This window comes from Paenibacillus taichungensis (genome assembly GCF_013359905.1).
Taxonomy (GTDB): domain Bacteria; phylum Bacillota; class Bacilli; order Paenibacillales; family Paenibacillaceae; genus Paenibacillus; species Paenibacillus taichungensis.
Window position 1 is genome coordinate 151246 of sequence record NZ_JABMCC010000098.1, and the last position, 18449, is coordinate 169694.

Annotated in this window: 15 protein-coding genes; 8 read left to right on the forward strand and 7 right to left on the reverse strand. The window is 41.3% G+C overall.

Annotation, left to right across the window (positions count from 1 at the left end; genetic code table 11):
* Position 1: 1 nt before the first annotated feature.
* On the forward strand, positions 2–2269 hold the full coding sequence (locus HP548_RS04965) for a beta-glucosidase family protein (protein ID WP_175381081.1): 2268 nt from the start codon (positions 2–4) through the stop codon (positions 2267–2269).
* A 60-nt stretch (positions 2270–2329) separates the two neighbouring features.
* On the opposite strand, the gene HP548_RS04970 is transcribed toward HP548_RS04965, so the two are convergent.
* The 5 genes from HP548_RS04970 to HP548_RS04990 form a co-directional block, all read right to left on the reverse strand.
* Positions 2330–2926: a class I SAM-dependent methyltransferase gene (locus tag HP548_RS04970; protein ID WP_175381082.1), complete on the reverse strand. Its 597-nt coding sequence runs from the start codon at positions 2924–2926 to the stop codon at positions 2330–2332.
* A 34-nt stretch (positions 2927–2960) separates the two neighbouring features.
* The gene (locus HP548_RS04975) at positions 2961–4067 is read right to left on the reverse strand and encodes an ATP-binding protein (protein WP_175381106.1); all 1107 of its coding nucleotides are present in this window, start codon (positions 4065–4067) and stop codon (positions 2961–2963) included.
* Positions 4054–4734 carry a response regulator gene (locus HP548_RS04980; protein ID WP_175381083.1) on the reverse strand — a complete coding sequence of 227 codons (681 nt, stop codon included), beginning with the start codon at positions 4732–4734 and terminating at the stop codon, positions 4054–4056. The genes HP548_RS04975 and HP548_RS04980 overlap by 14 nt, the downstream gene beginning before the upstream one ends.
* A gap of 89 nt (positions 4735–4823) precedes the next feature.
* Positions 4824–5390 (reverse strand): class I SAM-dependent methyltransferase, encoded by a 567-nt coding sequence (locus tag HP548_RS04985; RefSeq protein WP_175381084.1) that lies wholly within the window; start codon positions 5388–5390, stop codon positions 4824–4826.
* Between the two features lie 45 nt (positions 5391–5435).
* Positions 5436–5939 carry a DedA family protein gene (locus tag HP548_RS04990; protein ID WP_076291328.1) on the reverse strand — a complete coding sequence of 168 codons (504 nt, stop codon included), beginning with the start codon at positions 5937–5939 and terminating at the stop codon, positions 5436–5438.
* A 316-nt stretch (positions 5940–6255) separates the two neighbouring features.
* Between HP548_RS04990 and HP548_RS04995 the strand changes: the two genes are divergently transcribed.
* Both HP548_RS04995 and HP548_RS05000 read left to right on the forward strand, forming a co-directional pair.
* Positions 6256–6735 carry an HIT family protein gene (locus HP548_RS04995; protein ID WP_175381085.1) on the forward strand — a complete coding sequence of 160 codons (480 nt, stop codon included), beginning with the start codon at positions 6256–6258 and terminating at the stop codon, positions 6733–6735.
* 817 nt (positions 6736–7552) lie between these two features.
* Positions 7553–9049 carry an alpha/beta hydrolase family protein gene (locus HP548_RS05000; RefSeq protein WP_175381086.1) on the forward strand — a complete coding sequence of 499 codons (1497 nt, stop codon included), beginning with the start codon at positions 7553–7555 and terminating at the stop codon, positions 9047–9049.
* 263 nt (positions 9050–9312) lie between these two features.
* Here HP548_RS05000 and HP548_RS05005 read toward each other — a convergent pair whose 3' ends face one another.
* On the reverse strand, positions 9313–11076 hold the full coding sequence (locus HP548_RS05005) for a methyl-accepting chemotaxis protein (protein WP_175381087.1): 1764 nt from the start codon (positions 11074–11076) through the stop codon (positions 9313–9315).
* A 713-nt stretch (positions 11077–11789) separates the two neighbouring features.
* Here HP548_RS05005 and HP548_RS05010 point away from each other — a divergent pair.
* The 5 genes from HP548_RS05010 (at position 11790) to HP548_RS05030 (ending at position 17164) form a co-directional block, all read left to right on the forward strand.
* The gene (locus HP548_RS05010) at positions 11790–12434 is read left to right on the forward strand and encodes a hypothetical protein (protein ID WP_175381088.1); all 645 of its coding nucleotides are present in this window, start codon (positions 11790–11792) and stop codon (positions 12432–12434) included.
* Between the two features lie 164 nt (positions 12435–12598).
* Positions 12599–13039, forward strand: a complete 441-nt coding sequence (fabZ, locus tag HP548_RS05015) for a 3-hydroxyacyl-ACP dehydratase FabZ (protein ID WP_175381089.1) — start codon at positions 12599–12601, stop codon at positions 13037–13039.
* 66 nt (positions 13040–13105) lie between these two features.
* Positions 13106–13888: an SDR family NAD(P)-dependent oxidoreductase gene (locus HP548_RS05020; protein ID WP_099858832.1), complete on the forward strand. Its 783-nt coding sequence runs from the start codon at positions 13106–13108 to the stop codon at positions 13886–13888.
* Between the two features lie 278 nt (positions 13889–14166).
* Entirely contained in the window at positions 14167–15906 is a 1740-nt protein-coding gene (locus HP548_RS05025) for an ABC-F family ATP-binding cassette domain-containing protein (protein ID WP_175381090.1), read from the forward strand.
* A 787-nt stretch (positions 15907–16693) separates the two neighbouring features.
* Positions 16694–17164: an NUDIX domain-containing protein gene (locus HP548_RS05030; RefSeq protein WP_175381091.1), complete on the forward strand. Its 471-nt coding sequence runs from the start codon at positions 16694–16696 to the stop codon at positions 17162–17164.
* Between the two features lie 395 nt (positions 17165–17559).
* Here HP548_RS05030 and HP548_RS05035 read toward each other — a convergent pair whose 3' ends face one another.
* Positions 17560–18432 (reverse strand): helix-turn-helix transcriptional regulator, encoded by an 873-nt coding sequence (locus HP548_RS05035; protein WP_175381092.1) that lies wholly within the window; start codon positions 18430–18432, stop codon positions 17560–17562.
* Positions 18433–18449 lie beyond the last annotated feature (17 nt).

The following is an 18449-nucleotide window of genomic DNA, read 5'->3' on the forward strand; positions in this document are numbered from 1 at the left end:
CATGAACAAATCGATTAATGAATTGCTGACGGAAATGACTCTTAGCGAAAAAGCCTCAATCTGCGCGGGATTAAATATGTGGATGACCAAAGGAATTGAGCGGTTAAATATCCCGCCCGTTCATATGTATGACGGAACTAACGGGATCCGTAAAACGAACAGTGACGAAGAAATGGGCATCACAACAGAGAACGTTCCCGCGACCTGTTACCCTACGGGTTCTGCGATAGGCTCCTCTTGGAATACGGATTTGTTGTATGAGGTTGGAGTCGCGCTAGGTCGTGAATCGAAGGCCATGGATGTCGAGTTACTGCTCGGACCGGGAGTCAACATGAAAAGAACACCGCTTGGCGGAAGAAATTTTGAGTACTATTCGGAAGATCCATGTTTGACAGGTGAACTTGGTGCATCATTCATCAACGGTATCCAAAGCGAGGGGGTGGGAGCTTCACTCAAACACTTTGCTGGTAACAATCAGGAGTTTGAGAAAATGGTAACCAGTTCGGAAATAGACGAGCGGACACTGCGCGAAATTTACCTTAGTGCTTTTGAACGTATCATCAAAAAATCTGATCCATGGACGGTTATGTGCTCCTATAACTTGCTGAATGGAACGTATACAAGCGAGAATGAACATCTGCTGAATGACATTTTGAGAGAAGAATGGGGTTACGAAGGTGTTGTCCTGTCCGACTGGACTGCCGTTAATGACCGGATTCGCGGCCTGAAGGCTGGACTTGATCTTGAAATGCCGGGTCCTGCTCATTACAATACGAAAGCGATCGTGGAAGCCATTCAGAACGGGGCTCTTTCCGAAGAACAGCTGAATCGGAGTGTTGCCCGCGTTTTGAAGCTGGTCGAGCGGGTGACGAGCAACCAAGCCACAGACTCTTACGGAGATCAAAACTATCATGCCCTTGCACGTAAAGCGGCAGCCGAAAGTATTGTCCTTCTGAAAAACGAAAACGCGATTCTTCCGCTGCAGCCGGATTCGATCTCGTCGATTGCCGTGATTGGACGGTTTGCTAAGAAACCCAGAATTCAGGGGGCGGGCAGTGCAAAGGTAACCCCTACTAGAGTCGACATTCCTTGGGATGAAATAAAAGAGCTGGCCGGGGCTACGGTAACATTGGGTTACGCTGAAGGTTACCCGGAAGATGACGCCATTCAGGAAGACTTGATTAAGGAAAGTGTATCTTTGGCCATGAACTCCGATGTGGCAGTCCTGTTCGTTGGTCAACCGGAATATGCCGAATCGGAGATGCGCGATCTGAAGAGCATCGATCTTCCGGAGCATCAAGTGAAGTTGATTCAGGCGGTTGCAGCAGTTCAGCCTAAGTGCATCGTGGTGACAAGCAGTGGCTCTGCTCTTGTCATGCGCCCATGGGTGCAGCTTGTGCCTGGTGTTGTTCATTCTTGGTTGTCTGGCCAAGGGATGGGTAGAGCGATCGCAGAAGTATTGTTTGGACAGGAGAACCCGTCAGGCAAATTATCCGAGACCTTCCCAGTGAAGTTGTCGGATAACCCGTCCCATATGCGGATTCGGGGAGAAAACGGCAAACTGTATTATCGCGAAGGTCTGTTTGTAGGCTATCGATATTACGACCGTAAAGAACTTGCACCACAATTCCCGTTCGGTCATGGTTTGTCCTACACTTCGTTTTCCTATACGGACCTCGAAGTAGCTCAAGTGGAGAAAGGGGTTACGGTGTCCTTTCAACTGAAAAATACGGGCAAGCGAAAAGGGAAGGAAGTTGTTCAATTATACGTGCATGATGAGGAATGCAATTGGACCCGTCCGGAGAAGGAATTAAAAGCTTTTGCCAAAATCAAGCTTGAGCCGGGCGAAAAACGCAGAATCGTCTTCGAGCTTGAAGAGAGAGACTTCTCATACTATAACACCAAGTACAACCGTTGGGTTGCAGAGAGTGGATTTTTCCAAATCGCACTCGGTAGCTCATCCAGAGACATTCGGATCACCGAACGTTTGCATTGCAACTTCGGAAAGGAAGAAGTCACGTTCCATAAGTTCAGCCTGCTCAGCGAATGGTTGAGCGATTCCACGGCAAAAAAAGTGTTAGAAGAGTGCCTGGATGAAATGAACGAGCACGTCACGGACAAGGTGTATCTAAACGAAGAATTTGTTGGATTCTGGGAGGACTTTCCTGTAGTGAAATTGTTCCAGATGTTTGGGCAAAATTGGATGATTGATCGGTCGCCTGACGAGGTGATTCAAGAACTTATTGAACGTGTTGAGAAGGCACGGTAATCTTACTTCCTTTAAAAACCATCTTTTATAGATGGTTTTTTTCTTTAACACTTCGTACGATTAGTATACTGCTTCTCTCGTTTCACTGTGTCCTTCATCTTTCTTTTTGCGACAAGTATACACAAAAACAGGAGGGAAGCTGAGGGGCACAAATTTAATTTTCTCAATATAGAATAAGTCAGCCAATCGTTTCTTCATATGAAGTGAGTACTGGTATAACACTAACATTCCTCCAGGTCGAAGCGCTGTATGCATCTGTGAAAGGATGTTTTGTTTCATTTCTCTGGAAAAATTAAAAAATGGAAGTCCGCAAATGATACTATCCAACTGATGTACATGTTCTTGATTGATCTTTTTCAAAAGATAGGATGCATTCGAATGGAACATGAATTCAGGGTATATTTTCTTCAGATTACTTCTCATTTTTGGGTCTCTCTCAAATAAAAACACAGTTGCAGATTTCGGTAATTCTGCTCTCATAAGACGTGTGATGACACCTGTTCCTGGCCCCAGCTCTGCAATCGTTTTAACTTCATCCCATTGTACAGACTGGACGATTTTATGGGCTAGAAATTTGGAACTGGGCAGGAGACTGCCTACTCGTTTGGGGTTCCTCAGAAATCCTTGCAGGAAAAGAAGTGGTTCGGATGTTTTCATCGCGGTATCCTCCATAGTTGAATTCATTGATGTATCACTTGATGTTGAAAGGCAAGTTTAACTCGAATGTAAATACGTTATGCGTATGTTGAAGCGTTAAGGTACCCTGATGTAACTCCGCAATATTTCTTGCAATCGAAAGACCCAAACCAGACCCTGTTTGAATACCTTCGCTGCTTCTTGAATAATCTACCTTATAAAAGCGGTCAAACAGCTTATCTTTTTGCTCTATTGTGAGCGGCGCACCTTTATTTTCGACTTTAATGGTAATGAGCTCATGGCGTATACTCATTCGAATGTAAATCGTACTAGGTTTCACAGAATACTTCAGGGCGTTCATAAGAAGATTATCGATGGCTCGAGCAATCTTATCACTATCCACACAGGCCATAAATGGGGCATCGCCAATCTCTTTCTCGATATGAATACCATTCTCCTGAGCTAAAGGTTCAAATTCAAACAGCAACTGATCCAATAGCTGGTATAGGTCAACCTTTTTCAAATCCAATTGGGTATCCACTGAGGTTAGACGTGTGTATTCAAATAAGTCATCGAGCAGCTTCTTTAAATGTGTTGCTTTGTTATGGGTGTTCTGAATGAAGCGGTCATACTCTGCTTTGTCTTGAAATGATTCTGTTCTTAGAAGCTCAATATAGCCGATGATGCTGGTAAGCGGTGTGCGCAGGTCATGTGAAATGCCTGTGATCATGTCCATCTTGGATTTCTCCAGCTCACGCTCCTTAACGATCTGCAGCTGCAACTGTTCAGTCATGTGATTAATGTTGGAAGCGACTCTCCCAAGTTCATCTTGTCGATTAACGGGCACCCGGTAGTCCAGATTTCCTTCTGAAATGAATTGCAATCCTTGCTCCAAGGTAATGAGATCTCGCACAATTTTTCGTGTAGAAAACAAAAAAATTAACGTGAAAATTACGATGAAGATTGGTGTTAGGACATAAGGAAAAATGTAGAGAAGCGAGGGCCATCCAAATCTTTCACTAATTTTTGCGGCACCTATGATCAACATATTATTTACACCTACAGAGCCAACAAACGAAATCAATAAACTGATCAACATTCGATATAGGATGTTAATCTGTATCTTTTTTTTAAACTGTGGCAATCGTCTAATCAAGTTTATAACCCACTCCCCATACCGTTTTAATATACTGAGGTTCTCGTGGATTCACTTCCAGTTTCTCTCGCAGATTGCGAATATGGACCATAACCGTATTATCCGAATACCCGTAAGGTTCTTTCCATACGGTTTCGTAGATCTTCTCGGAGCTAAATACTTGTCCAGGATGGCTGGCAAGCAGCACCAGAATGGAAAACTCCAGTGGAGTTAGTGGAATGTCATTCTCCTTTAACTTCACGGAATGTTTACTTGTGTCAATGACAAGGTCCTTGATCAGGATAAGTGAATTGAATTCTGCTTTGCCAATCAGTGTTTGACGTCGTAGCTGAGCCTTAACGCGAGCTAGTAATTCTAACGGATTAAACGGTTTGACCATGTAATCGTCAGCACCGGTAGCCAGGCCTGTAATTTTATCAATGTCCTCTTCCTTGGCGGATAGCATAATAATGGGGGAGGTTGATACTTCTCTTATTTTGAAGCAGGCTTTGATCCCGTCCATAATGGGCATCATGACATCCAGTATAACGAGCTGGACCGATGTAGTTTTGATAATATTTAGTGCTTCTTCACCATTGGCTGCTTCAATGACCTGATATCCTTCGTTACGTAAATAGACATGAATGACATCACGGATGTCGGGTTCATCATCTACAATGAGAACGGTACTCACAATCCAACACTCCTTTTATGACTGTTTTAAATAAGATTTTAAATCCTTATAAAGAGGATAATATCAGTGTAAACCATAGCTTGAGTTGTTTAAATTGTTTCCTTTTTGCGGCAGACATAAACGAAGGCAGGAGGGACATTCAAGGGCACTAATTCTATCTTTTCGATGATAAACTTTTCGGATAGTGTCTTTTTCATTTGAAGTGAATATTGAAAAGCGATGAATAACCCCTCTGGTTTGAGTGCCTTATGGATCTGGTCTACCAACGTATTCCTTAATTCAGACTCAAAGTTGAAGAAAGGCAACCCGCTAAATACACAGTCCAGTTGCTCAACGCCCTCTTGCTTCATGGATTCCACTAATCGAGAGGCGTCTGGATAACAGGGGAAAGCAGGGTATTCAGTCTTCAGATTATTCCTCATCGTCTCGTTCATCTCAAACAATAACACTTGGGTTGAATCTTGTGCCTGTTGATGAATATAACGAGTGATGGCACCTGTGCCCGATCCGAGTTCGGCGACTGCTTTTACGTCTAGCCAAAGCGCTTGGGTCACCATTTTGTTAGCGAGAAACCGGGAACTGGGTATGATGCTGCCAACATGTTTGGGGCTTTGAAGAAAGCTTTTCAGAAATAAAATAGGTTCATTGGAATTCATGTTTGTGGTTCCTCCGTATATGTGATGGTATGTTATCAAAATCGATTAGAATTGTAATAAATGAAGTATTGATAGAATGGGAGTGCCGAAGTAGATTCCCGCTGTAAAATACGTTATGGTCCAAAGCAAAGCACTGGAATATGAAATGAGAGCAAATTTTTGATACTGAACGCCGCTCAGTCCAATGACCAGAGGGAGAACATATCGCACGATTGGAATGAATAAACCGATGCACATCGCCCAATTGCCACTCTTATTCAGAATCAGTTCAGCCTTAACGAAGTGTTTATTATGTTGAAATTTGTGTTTTATCTTGGGTCCAAATAACTTCCCTGCAAAATAAGCAAAGGTAATGGCGGTTAATAGTCCTGTTAGAATGCAGAAGTATGTGATACATGAATTGATAACACCTGTGTGACTTAAAATGGCACCACTGATAATCGTGATCTCATTTGGAATTGGAATCCCGAAAGGGCCTAACGAAAAGGCAAAATAAAAAATCAGATATCCATACTGATGAAGTAGCTCTAAGATCGTATTACTGATCATTGTTTTGCCTCCTCTCTTGTCGATATAGAAATCATAATGAAAAAAACTAAGGAATTAATAAGCATAATTCTGAAGAAAATCTAAAGATTACATAAGCAAAGCGTTACTACGGTATGTTCAAGACAAAAAGCCTTGCCAACTTACTGGCAAGACTTGATAAGGTGGATATATTCCGAAGTAGTGATCAAGAGAGCCGTGCATACCGGAATAAAAACGAGCTCAGATTGATTATCAATGTTGAGGATAACGCAACGAACAAAAGTTGCCTGCGTCTAATAGCTAGTTGGAAAAATATGAAAGGAGTGGAATGAGAAAGATGACAGCATCAATTTCACATAAGCCCGAAGGATACGTATGTCCATTTTGTTGTGTTTGGGGTATCGAGCGACCTAATCAGGGAACAAAAGAAAGGGATATCATCTATCAGAATGAAAAGGTAACGGCATTTATAGCGAGCAAATGGTGGCCAAACAATAAAGGACATGTTCTTGTTGTTCCGAATCAACATTTCGAGAACATCTTTGATCTCCCAGCGGATTACGCTGGTGAAATTCACCGCGCGGCTCAGCTTACTGCATTTGCAATGAAAAGTACATATGGATGTGAAGGGATTTCTACGCGACAACATAATGAGCCCGCCGGCAATCAAGACGTGTGGCATTATCATCTCCATGTTTACCCTAGATATGTGAATGATCAACTTTATCTGTCAAAGGGTTCTCCATCCGATCCAGATGAACGCGCTTTCTATGCTGATAAGTTGCGTTCTTGGATAAAGAATGTATTTGCATCGTGAAAACGAACATCGGCTTGGTGAAAAAGTGCATCATCGATTACAAAAGAGTTTTTTTATCTTCTAGGACATTGAAGGTTCCAGTGGTGATGATTAAAAAGAGGAGGGCAATGTAAAATGGAATTCAAATTTGGGGACGTTTCTATTCTTCTCCCCCCTTTATACATTACAATTATCGGAATCATTATTTTTTTCTTATTAGTAAGGTGGAGCAAGCAATTAGAAACAAGACGTTTTACAGTTTTCTTTTACTTTTTGATCAGTACTTCCATTATTCCAATTTTTTCTCGTTATACAACAGAAGGTGTCTTTCAGCTGTGGATTCCCTTAGGATTTATAGTGATCTTTCTGTACTTGTTTCGCAGCACAAGATATCATCCATCTAAAATGAAAGCCAGTATTTTAGGGCTTTCCGTAGCAATATACCAGTTAATTCTTCAATACTTCGGATAGATTTTGATAGTTCTCCTCCACTATTAAAGCTCGTAAAAGCGATTTTGTAGCAATAATTCATACATTTTAATGGGATGGATTGTTTGTTGGAAATTTCCGAATTGTGTATAAGTACACTGAAGAGAAAAAGGCATGCACTTTCCTGTGTCTGCTTGTCGGAGGACAAGAACATTATTATATTCAAAGTCGCTAATTATAGCGGCTTTTTTGATTTAAGAAACTAAGTTCCTATCCAAAGATGAGCACAGTTACAAGGTAGAATTACAAATTTGTAAGGTAGATGTAAGTTGAATCGATAGCTCAGGCCAACCTGCCAGGATAATATTGGAACAAATAAAAATAGAAATTTTTTAAAAGGAGAATCGAGATGAGGCTGTTTGAACTGTTGCTTTTTTTGTCAAACATCGGTTTGTTTGCATTAACATTCTTATTAAAAAAAGGACGGCGTACGGTGTTCATTGCAAGCGGAATCACCACACTTTTACTGGTCATTCAATGGACGGTGGAAGGATACAGAGTTCAGCTATTTTTCCCATATTGCATAACAATCATTTTTTTAGCCATTTCAGCTTATAGCTATTTTAGAAAAAATGGCCCCAAAAAAATCCCGCGATTCTTGTTGGGTTCAGCTTATACCGCTATAGCGATAATGTTGGTCGTAACAGCGGGTCTTATGTATGCTTTTCCAGTATTTAATCTACCTGAACCGACAGGCGAATTTAAGGTAGGAACGCAAACTTTTCATCTCGTGGATACAAATAGGGAAGAGATTTTCGACAAAGCCAGAGAAGGTAAGAGAGAGTTGATGGTTCAGGTATGGTATCCGGTTAAAGTTGGCACCGGCAAGTACGCACCCTTTATTCCCGATACTCCAATTTTACGTTACATGGCCGCGAACTATGGCCTTCCTGAGTTTACTCTTCAGCACTTGAAGTACGTGTCCAGTCATGCTTATTCGGGAGCCGAAGTCTCCTCGGCACAGACTTCATATCCGCTGATCCTTGCGAATCCCGGCTTCGGCTCGTCCAGGTTCCTCCATACGTCGCAAGCTGAAAATCTCGCGAGTCACGGATATATCGTGGCAGTGATCGATCATACCTACAATACATTTGCAACCGAGTTTCCGGGCGGTCGAATCACGACCAGCAGAACCAACGACTTATTCTCTCCCGACGATGATTACCGAACGGCAAGAGAAAATCGCGACAAGTTGGGAAAAGTGTTAACCAGTGATGTGGCGTTTACGCTGGACCAATTCGAGCTCATCCAATCGGGACAGATTTCAAGTCCTTTAAAAGGGAGGATTGATCTCGGTCATGTCGGGGTGTTCGGTCATTCTATCGGCGGAGCGACGGCCTACGACGCTTCTTACGATCCACGAATCACGGTCGGAATAGACTTGGATGGAGGACTGTATCGACTGCGTGAAAGGGAGGATCTGAGAAAGCCGTTTTTGTTCATCAACTCTGAAAGCTATTTCGAAGAATTAAACAGGGTGATCAATAATCGGGTCTACACAGATGCAGAGCTTGACCGGATGGGATCAACAAGAGAGTGGATGGATCAAGTAACGGAAGATAAAAAGTTGGAGCTTGAACGGATGCGCGAAACGGCCGACGCAGGAGGACAAATCCTGTATATCGAAAATACAGAGCATTTGAATTTTACCGACGTACAGTTCATTTCTCCGGTTTTCAATATGCTGGGCATTACAGGAAAGATTGCGCCAGAAAGAGCGAACTCCGTTATCAATGCTTATATGCTGGATTTCTTCGATATGTATCTGAAAAATCAAGGCGGAGACTTAATAAAAGGACCGGATAGCCGCTTTCCGGAGGTGAAGTTCGCAACCTCGCTATTATAAATAACGGAACAGACTATCGATTTTAATATATGCTATTACGTACAACTAGCTCTTCTTCTAAGACCAAATGTTTTGCGATACCTATTCCCATAACGCGACTATTTGGCTTTTTGAAGAGAACTTCTTAATAAAACGGTACTCATTCCGGAGCCACCAGAATTTTGGAATTAATCACAATGATATGATCGTTTGGGGATGTCTAAAAGTAATTTGATAAAGCAAAAACCCCGCTGTCTGAGTCGACAGGAACGGGGAGTTCATTATTATGAATCTGATTTACAGAGTTCGATCTGAAATTGATCAGAATATGATTTGAGGTTCCCTGCAAGGCTGGAGAGCTGTCCAGAGATGTTCGACAATTCGTTCGCCGACCGTTGCTGCTCCTCAGCACTTGCCGTGACTTCTTCGGCCATGGCTGAAGTTTCCTCGGTTGCGGAAGCAATATAGCTCAAGTGCTGTTCTACTTCCTGACGAATAGAGTGCATATCCAATGTACGGATTTCCAAACGTTGAGCCAGCTCATGCACTTCGTTCGATAAGCGGCTAACCTGTCTGAACGTCTGGAGGCAATCAGCGATCTGTTCTTCCTGTTCCTTGACCGCCACCATATTCGCATCAAAATGACTGCCCATACGATGTATCTCTTGAACAAATGAACTCAGGATCTCATCAATCTCCTGGATCGAACGTTCGGATTGCTGAGCGAGCTGTCCCATTTCACCAGCAACGACCGCAAAGCCTCTTCCCGCTTCGCCAGCGCGGGCTGCCTCGATTGAAGCATTCAGCGATAGAATTTGAGTTTGTTTTAAAATGTTGTGTATTTGTCCGCTAATGGAGGAAGCGAGTTCCGATTGAGTCGTCAGTGAACTGGAAATTTCCTGCTGATGCTCGACGCGCTTCGCATTCTCTCGGCTCTTTTCAAGCAGAACCTCATGTTCACGTGTAACTTGTATTTGCACGGCAGATAACTGCTCTGAAGTATGGGTAAACTGTTGCACATATGAACCTACTTCATCCATTATTTTGCCTAGACTCTCTGAGTGCTGGACAGATTGTTCTGTCTCTTCGGCCTGTTTCGTAGATCCTATGGCAATTTCTTCGATCGCTCTGGAAAGTTCTTCGGTCTGACGCAGGTTCGTTTGAGCCGTTTCCGCAATATTTTTCGAGGACTGCTGCAAGGTATTGGATCCTTGCTGTATTCCCATCAGAATGTTCGTCAATTGGGCAACCATGACATTAATCAAATCACTGATGTCACCGAGTTGATCGTTTGTCATATGTTTGGATACGACTTTGAGATTCCCATCAGCAACCTGTTCGAGGCTTGACTTAATATCGCGTACTTGTCCGAGAATGCCTCTTACTACGAATAGCATCATAACCAAAGATAGAATCAGTACAACCACAAAAATCGGGATAATGGTCCGATAAGCATTATTCAAGGATGTCGCGGAGACTTGATTCACTGCTTCAGCAGAAATATCAATGCCCAGATAGCCAATAACAGTACCTTGCGAATCCTTAATTGGTGTAAAGGAGGACAATAGCTGCCCCCAGGTTGGATCATCTACAATGCCCGTTGTGACGACTTCACCACTTAACAAGCGTTCCTGAATCTGGGGGTTGAATTCCATTGCAGTCCCGTAAGGACTGTATTCCTTATCATCCCAATCCGCTCCATCCACGGTGTAGATCCACCCGTTTGAAGTCTTGTTATACATATAAACGTATACGGCTCCCGATTGAAGCCTAACTTTAATGAGTTCGTCTCTAAGACTTTTGTATTCGTTGCTCTCCTCCGAAGCAGTAGAGGATAATGTCTTGATTAATTCCGATTCCTGGCCTAGTTGAGAGGCGGTATTCACTGCCAGCTGCTGATTGTTGTGCTGCATGGTCATTAATGATGCATTTTCACTAGAGTCGATGGTGGTCCACATAATTAGACCGCCCATGGCCAGTAGCGGAACTAGAATGATCAAATACAGTTTGAACCTTAAATCCATCTTTTTCTTGCGAGTCTGTCTCACGTTCTGTTCCCCCTTGGAAGTAGTAAAGCAATAGGATTATTCGTATAACCCCATACTATTTATCGTAAAATGGAAGAGGGAAATGAAGACCAATCCTAAATTTGTATATACATATAGGCTGGTCGGCATTCCTCTTTCCCTAAATGTTGTACCCTTACTGAATTGTTTTGCTACATGTTATAACAAGCCTCTAATTATGTGGAATGAAAAAACAATGAAATTTTATCATACGATGATAAAATATGTAAGATATATTCATTGTTATGAATTCGGCGATTTCTATGGAGGCGGTGGTCTGGACTGCGAGGTGTTTGAGACAGTCGTTTACGATAATTATTTAGTTACATCAAGGTAGCAACGTTCACCAAAAAATGATGATTGGGGTAGGAGATAACCATGTTTCGTGAGTTTTCACATGAAGATAGGGTCATATTTGAATTAAAAGCCGAGGATTATAATTATGATCACATCATTCAGGCAATCGACTACATCTGCCCAGATGAATATAGTGAAGTAGAAATTACGAGCTACTATGAATGTTTAAGCTATTCTTTCACTTTCTATTAGAGAAGTATCGTTTTAACCATATATGTTGAAATTATATTTTATTGGTGATATCAATATCTATTTCCTAAATTTATACAATGGATAGTTATAATTCTGATATAATAGATACTTCATGATTTAGATGCTGAAGGGAATGGTAGATGAGAATGAGTAGATGGAATGTTGCGTTTTATTCCGTTGTATTTGTATTTGTGCTGGTGATGTTGTGGAAAGAACAATCTGTTTTCCTTATAGTGGGAACGGTGATGGTCGCCACACTTATTGCGTTTACGATTCACATTTTGTACCCAATGGCTTGGGAAACCCGGATGGACCGTGTGGAAGTTTTTTTACGCAAAAATCATCATACGCCCTATATTTATATTTATTATGTGATTGCCAACAGACTTGATGATGAAGTCGATATCACGATGGAGAAACTTAGAAATCAGACGACGAAAAAATCGAGGCAAGCGATATATCAGGCTGCTTACGGTGCTTATCGCAAGGACTTGACTGTCGTTCGGCAAGCGGTACTCCAGATGCGCAGATCAGATTTCCGTACATATTATGAGACGTTTTTGCTTTTGGAGGAAGAGAAGAGTGAGCAAGCAAGGGAGCATCTGAAATTGATTAGAAGACAGTGGATGCGATCTGCGCTTCTTGCTGAAATAGAAAGCAAAGCTGGCCGTCGCGAATTGGCTATCCAGCACGCCTCTGAAGCGATGAATGCCTCCAAAGGTGTCGAGCGCTACACGCTGACTACAGAATATGAAAGGTATTATGCAGTTGAAGAAACAGTTCAACTTTGAAAGTGGCAATTTTGGAAATATCCCTTCGTTAGGCAAGATAAGTCCATCTAATTGTAATACGATATCTGTTCCATTAAGCTAACGGGCAGGATATAGTATAATAATGGATTAATTATCCAAATGGAGTTAGAATCGTTATAAGCCAATATTAGAGGAGGAAATCCATGCTTGATATTAATCAAATTAAAGAGCTTGTTCCCCATAGATTCCCCTTTCTTTTGGTTGATAAAATCTTAGAAATTATTGAGGGGAAGAAAGCCGTTGGAATCAAAAATGTGACTTTCAATGAACCCTATTTCCTTGGTCACTTTCCCGATTATCCTGTCATGCCTGGAGTCTTGATTGTAGAAGCACTGGCACAGGTAGGTGGTACCGTTATGTCCAACGTAGTGAGCAATAACCATAAGATAGGTTTACTGACCGGGATTAATAATTGTCGCTTCAAAAAGCAAGTAAAACCAGGGGATCAACTCCATCTTGAATTCGAAGTAACCCGAACCAAGGGACAGATTGTTAAAGGAATAGGTATTGCAAGGGTAAACAATGAATTAGTTTGTGAAGCAGAAATTATGTTTGCATTTAATTCTATTGAGGCATTTAACTAACTGGAACGTTAGCTGAATATAAACCGTCTAATTCAATTAGTGGACACAAAAAGGGAGGAAACACAAATGGATTTAGGATTAAAGGATAAAATAGCACTAATTACAGGTGGCAGCAAAGGGATCGGGCTGGAGACAGCAATTGTTCTAGCATCGGAAGGTGCAAAGGTGGCAATCGTCGCACGCAACGAAGAGGCTCTTCAAGCTGCGGCGAAACGTATTAAGCAAACTACAGGAACAGATGCACTAGTCATTTCTGCAGATATTTCAGTAGAGGCAGAGGTACGAGGTGTGGTGGAGCAGACTGTACAGCATTTCGGTGGATTGGATATTTTGATTAACAATGCTGGAACGTCTGCGGCTAATCCGTTTGAAGAGGTTGGCAGCGAAAGCTGGTATTCAGATCTGGATTTGAAAGTGTTAGGAGCAGTCCATAGTTCTAAGGCAGCAGTTCCTCATATGCGTCAAAGAGGTGGCGGTTCCATCCTTAATGTGACGGCGATTGTAGGGAAGGCACCATCTGCATCTTCTTTGCCAACATCAGTCAGTCGGGCGGCAGGACTTGCACTAACGAAGGCCATGAGCAAAGACCTTGCCAAGGACAATATTCGTGTTAACGCCGTGTGCATTGGTCTAATTCGTAGCGATCAGATTGAGCGGAAGTGGAAGGCTGTAGCACCTGAGCAGAGTTGGGAGGAGTTCGCTTCCAACCCCATTCATGGCATCCCACTCAAGAGAATAGGTCAAACAGAAGAGGCGGCAAAAGTGATTGCTTTTCTTGTATCGGGTGCAGCCTCCTATGTAACAGGAACTGCCGTGAACATAGATGGTGGTACATCCCCTGTATTATAGAAATGTAGGAGTATATGTTGAAAAGTGTGACTCAATGAAAAGCCCTAAATTAGGGCTTTTTTACTTGGGAATTAGTGGCGAGGGATAAGAACTTGTACTGATTGATTCTGAAAATCGTCCAACAAGTCATCATTCTATAGAAAGTATTAGAACTTCGAAGTGAGGGTAAGGGCTAAAAATCGATTGTACTTGGTGGTAAACAGTGTTACTCTAAAAGTCTGTGTTCGACAATATATTCAATACTAGCCACCAATTTAGTTATAAAGAAAGGTAACACTATGATAAAAGTTGAAAACTTATCCTTCTCATTTCCACAAAAGGAACTATATAAAAACATTTCATTTACGTTTGAAGAGGCACAACATTGTGCTTTTATCGGAACAAGCGGCAGTGGGAAAAGTACACTGATCGATATCCTGATGGATCCGGAACGATATTTGTTCGAGGGCAAGTTAGAGATAGACCCCGATTGCAGAATCGGGTATGTGAGTCAGTTTTTACAAGTAGACAAAACGAAAGAAATGACCGTTTTTGAATATATCGCAGAAGAATTCATCAAGATACAAGATGAAATTACAGCGATTTATGCGGAGATGGCCACCACATCGGATATGGATTCCCTGATGGAAAAGGTTCAATTGGCTTTGGATGCCTTCGAGGCGATGGATGGGGATAATTTCGAAAAAAACATCAATAAACAGTTAAACCTTGCCAACCTCATGAAGCTCAAAGATCTTAGTATATCCGCCATAAGCGGCGGGGAATTCAAACTTATTCAAGTGATGAAGGAAATGCTGAATCGTCCAGACTTAATGATTATGGACGAACCCGATGTATTTTTAGACTTTGAAAATCTGAACGCACTTAAAAAATTGATTAACTCCCACAAGGGAATGCTGCTGGTCGTTACGCACAACCGGTATCTGTTGAATCATTGTTTCAACAAAATCATACACCTTGAAAACACAGAGATTCAGGAGTTTGACGGGCGATTTATCGATTATAACTTCTCGCTGCTTCAGACTAAGATCGAGCTGCAAGAAATCGCGGTTGCTGAAGCTGAAGAAATTGAGAGATACGATCACATCATCGACAATCTTAGAGAGATCGCCACGTATAATTCGGAAGCCTCCAGAGGCAGAGCGTTAAAAGCCAGAGTCAAGTTTCAAGAGAGATTGGAAGCACGTCGAATAAAAGAGCCCTTTGTCGATATCAAACAGCCGAATATCAGTTTTGGTATCGATAAGGAAATGGAAGAAGCTGTTGTGGTTAAAGTCAATAATTATAGCGTTTCCTTTGATGAGCTGCTTTTGGAAAATGTGAACTTTGAGATCAAATCGACAGATAAAGTAGCCCTGATTGGTTCAAATGGAACCGGGAAAACGACTTTACTCCGAGAAATCTTTAAAAACAATCAGGATTCCATTGAAATCAATGCTGATGTTAACGTGGCTTATTTATCTCAGGTTCAAGGCGAAATGCTAAAAGATTCGAATACCATACTAAATGAATTCATAGATGCTGGGTTTCAAACGTATGATGAGATTAGATCGTATCTTCCAAACTATGGCTTTGAAGGAGAAATCCTTGATCAAAAGATTGAATCGTTATCTGGCGGAGAAAAAAACATGCTTCAATTGGCTAAAGTTTCTGCCAGTCAAGCCAGCGTATTGCTCCTAGATGAACCGACAAGCCATTTGGACATATATACACAAATCGCATTGGAGAAAGCCATTGAAGACTACAAAGGTGCGATTCTCATGATTTCTCATGATTTCTATTCTGTTGTAAATGGTATGGATTATGTTTTAATTATTGAGGACAAGACGATTAGCAAAATGAGTATACAAGAATTTAGAGAGATGATTTATGCGAGTCATTTTGATGAAGACTATCTAGAAAATGAACAAAAGAAAAAGTCTGTTGAGATGAAAATCGAATTGGCTTTAAAAGATACTAATTTTGAACTTGCCAAAGTTTTGGTTGATGAGCTTGAAGGGCTGATTAAGTTGCTTTAATTACAGCTCTCTGATTGAAATGATTACAAGAACATTGTCCCATTGAAAGTCGCTATTTTAGCGGCTTTTTTTTATTTTATCGGTACAAGTTCGTGTCCCGAGCTAACGATGATTGGCTGCTTTCATTTAATTAAAGGCAGGTTAGTGTAACTTTCAACTTTTAGATAACGTATAATTTAAACAGGATTCTAGACATGAATACATTCAATGGAGGGGCTAGATTGAACAAGTATGTGTTACATATCGTTGCAAGTGTAATTTGTATATTGACACCTGCTGTTGGTCTCTTATATGGTTTGTGGGATAGCCACCAACCCAAAATAGGACCTGTCGGAGACGGGAAACCGAATTATCCTACAATACCTCAATGGATATCTATTGTCTCTTCTTTTATCTGTGGAATAGTTAATCTACCTCTAGCCATAATTCGATACAGACAAAACATAAAGCCTAATAAAGATATTAAAAGTTAATGCCTGTTACGCTAACGGGAGATAATCCTCAATAAGCTATCAGGCGGGTACGTTATAGTGAATGAAGCAAAATATATACTTGACTCTAGTGCATTATAGTGGGTATTATTTCCATACATTGATGATTAGGAGAATAGACGATGTTAACTTTAGAATTAAAACAATCACACCATCATGGAAAGCGTTAATCCATCCTTTTAAAAATTGGGGATGGGTTAACGCTATTCGCGCTTACCATCCTGCGATATGTAACGCGCAGGACTTAGGTCTAGCGCGTTTTTTATTTTTGGTACAAAAGAAATGGAGGAGTAAAAATGGCAATCATGACAGATTCAAGAGGTAATATTTTTTTGGAATTTATTAATATTGAGTATGATAAGGTCACAACAATTACACTGGATGCTTCACTAACACATGCTCTAATCGTGGCGAAGTTCCAAGGAAAGTATCTCTTCATGCATAATAAGTGGAGAAAGAATTGGGAGCTGCCGGGAGGTATTATTGAAGCTGGAGAGAATGCTCAACAATGTGCAATTAGAGAATTATTTGAGGAAACCAATCAAAATATTGATACGGTTGAATTCAAAGGTTTAATGAAATTTAGACTTCAGCCCAGTTTTCATGGACCTGAACGGACAGAGTATGGAGCTCTGTTTGTGGGTGAACTGTACCAACTTGATGATTTTGTTGAAAACGATGAAGCTTCTTCAATTATCCTTTGGGATGGTATATCAGAGATTGGTGATATCGCAGAAATAGATAGGAAGTTAATTGAATTCGTGTGATACGAACACGGCCTTAAACTTGCCGTTACAGGCAGAGTGGAGAACCAGTCGGTATCTCAATGGAATTGCGCTTCATGATGAACGTAATAAAGAAGCAATTTAATCCGTGATTTCTCTTAATCTCAGAAAATCGAAATGTTCGTTATGATCAACCCAGATGAAGAGAAAATAAAGCTGCAAAAGTCGGTTGATAAACTTGTTTAAAATTGAATCTTTAATGTCGAGGTACAAAAACATTATTACATTGAAAGTCGCTATTTTAGCGGCTTTTTTTTACATTATCGGTACAACTGAAAACCGCATGTCTAAATCCAATGATAAGAACATGTTGGCAATTTGAGGCCGAAGATTAAACGTGAAGAGCTTGAAAGCTTCCTCGCAAATAGCGGATTTGGCTATTCATAATAAATGGCCTCGTAAGGAAACTCTAACTTATTCATGCGATACTCTTTAGGCGACATGGACATATATTGCCGAAAAACTTTGCCGAAATAGCTGGGACTCTCAAAACCGCATTGTTGGCCAATTTGGGAAATCGGGAGTTCCGTTGTACGGAGTAGTCGGATTGCAACCTCAATGCGTCTGTCCTTGAGATAGGCTAGCGGTGATGTTTTCTCAGATTTCTGGAATAATCTGCACAAATAGTGTTTATTGATATCGCAGTGGCTGGCCAGCAGATCCAGCGTCAATGGAGCTGCATAATTCTCTCGGATGAATTTTTTACATTTCTCGATCGTTGTTATTGAAAGGGCCCCGATATCCTTCTCCGCATCCCGACTTGTCTGCACTAGGATAAGCAACAACCGATAGATTTGCTCGGACAAGCGATACTTGTCCGTAACTTTCTCTTGATGAATCAAATGGATAATTTGCCATAACTCTTGAATCAAAGGGGAGTCCGCGTTTCGTCGAATGACATGTCCCTCATTTTCGTGGATCATATCCCAAATTCGGTTGGCTTCATCCCCTCGAATGTTTATCCATATAAACTCCCATGGTTCGTTGTTCTCTTGTTTATAGTAATAGCAATGTTCTCCGGAGATTTTAACAAGTAGTGCATGTCCCTTCGGTAAAGGAATCGTTTGATTTTCAATATCCAGATAACCCTGACCATTAAGCGTGTATTGAAAAACAACATGCCCCGGGTCCGGTCTATTGTCACTTGGACAACGATATTCCTCGCTTGAGACGATCTGCCATCCAATAGAGTCAAGTGTCATGATTGATGTATCGTCATTACGAAAAGCATAAGAGACCGTATGAACCATACTTTCATCCCCTGCCT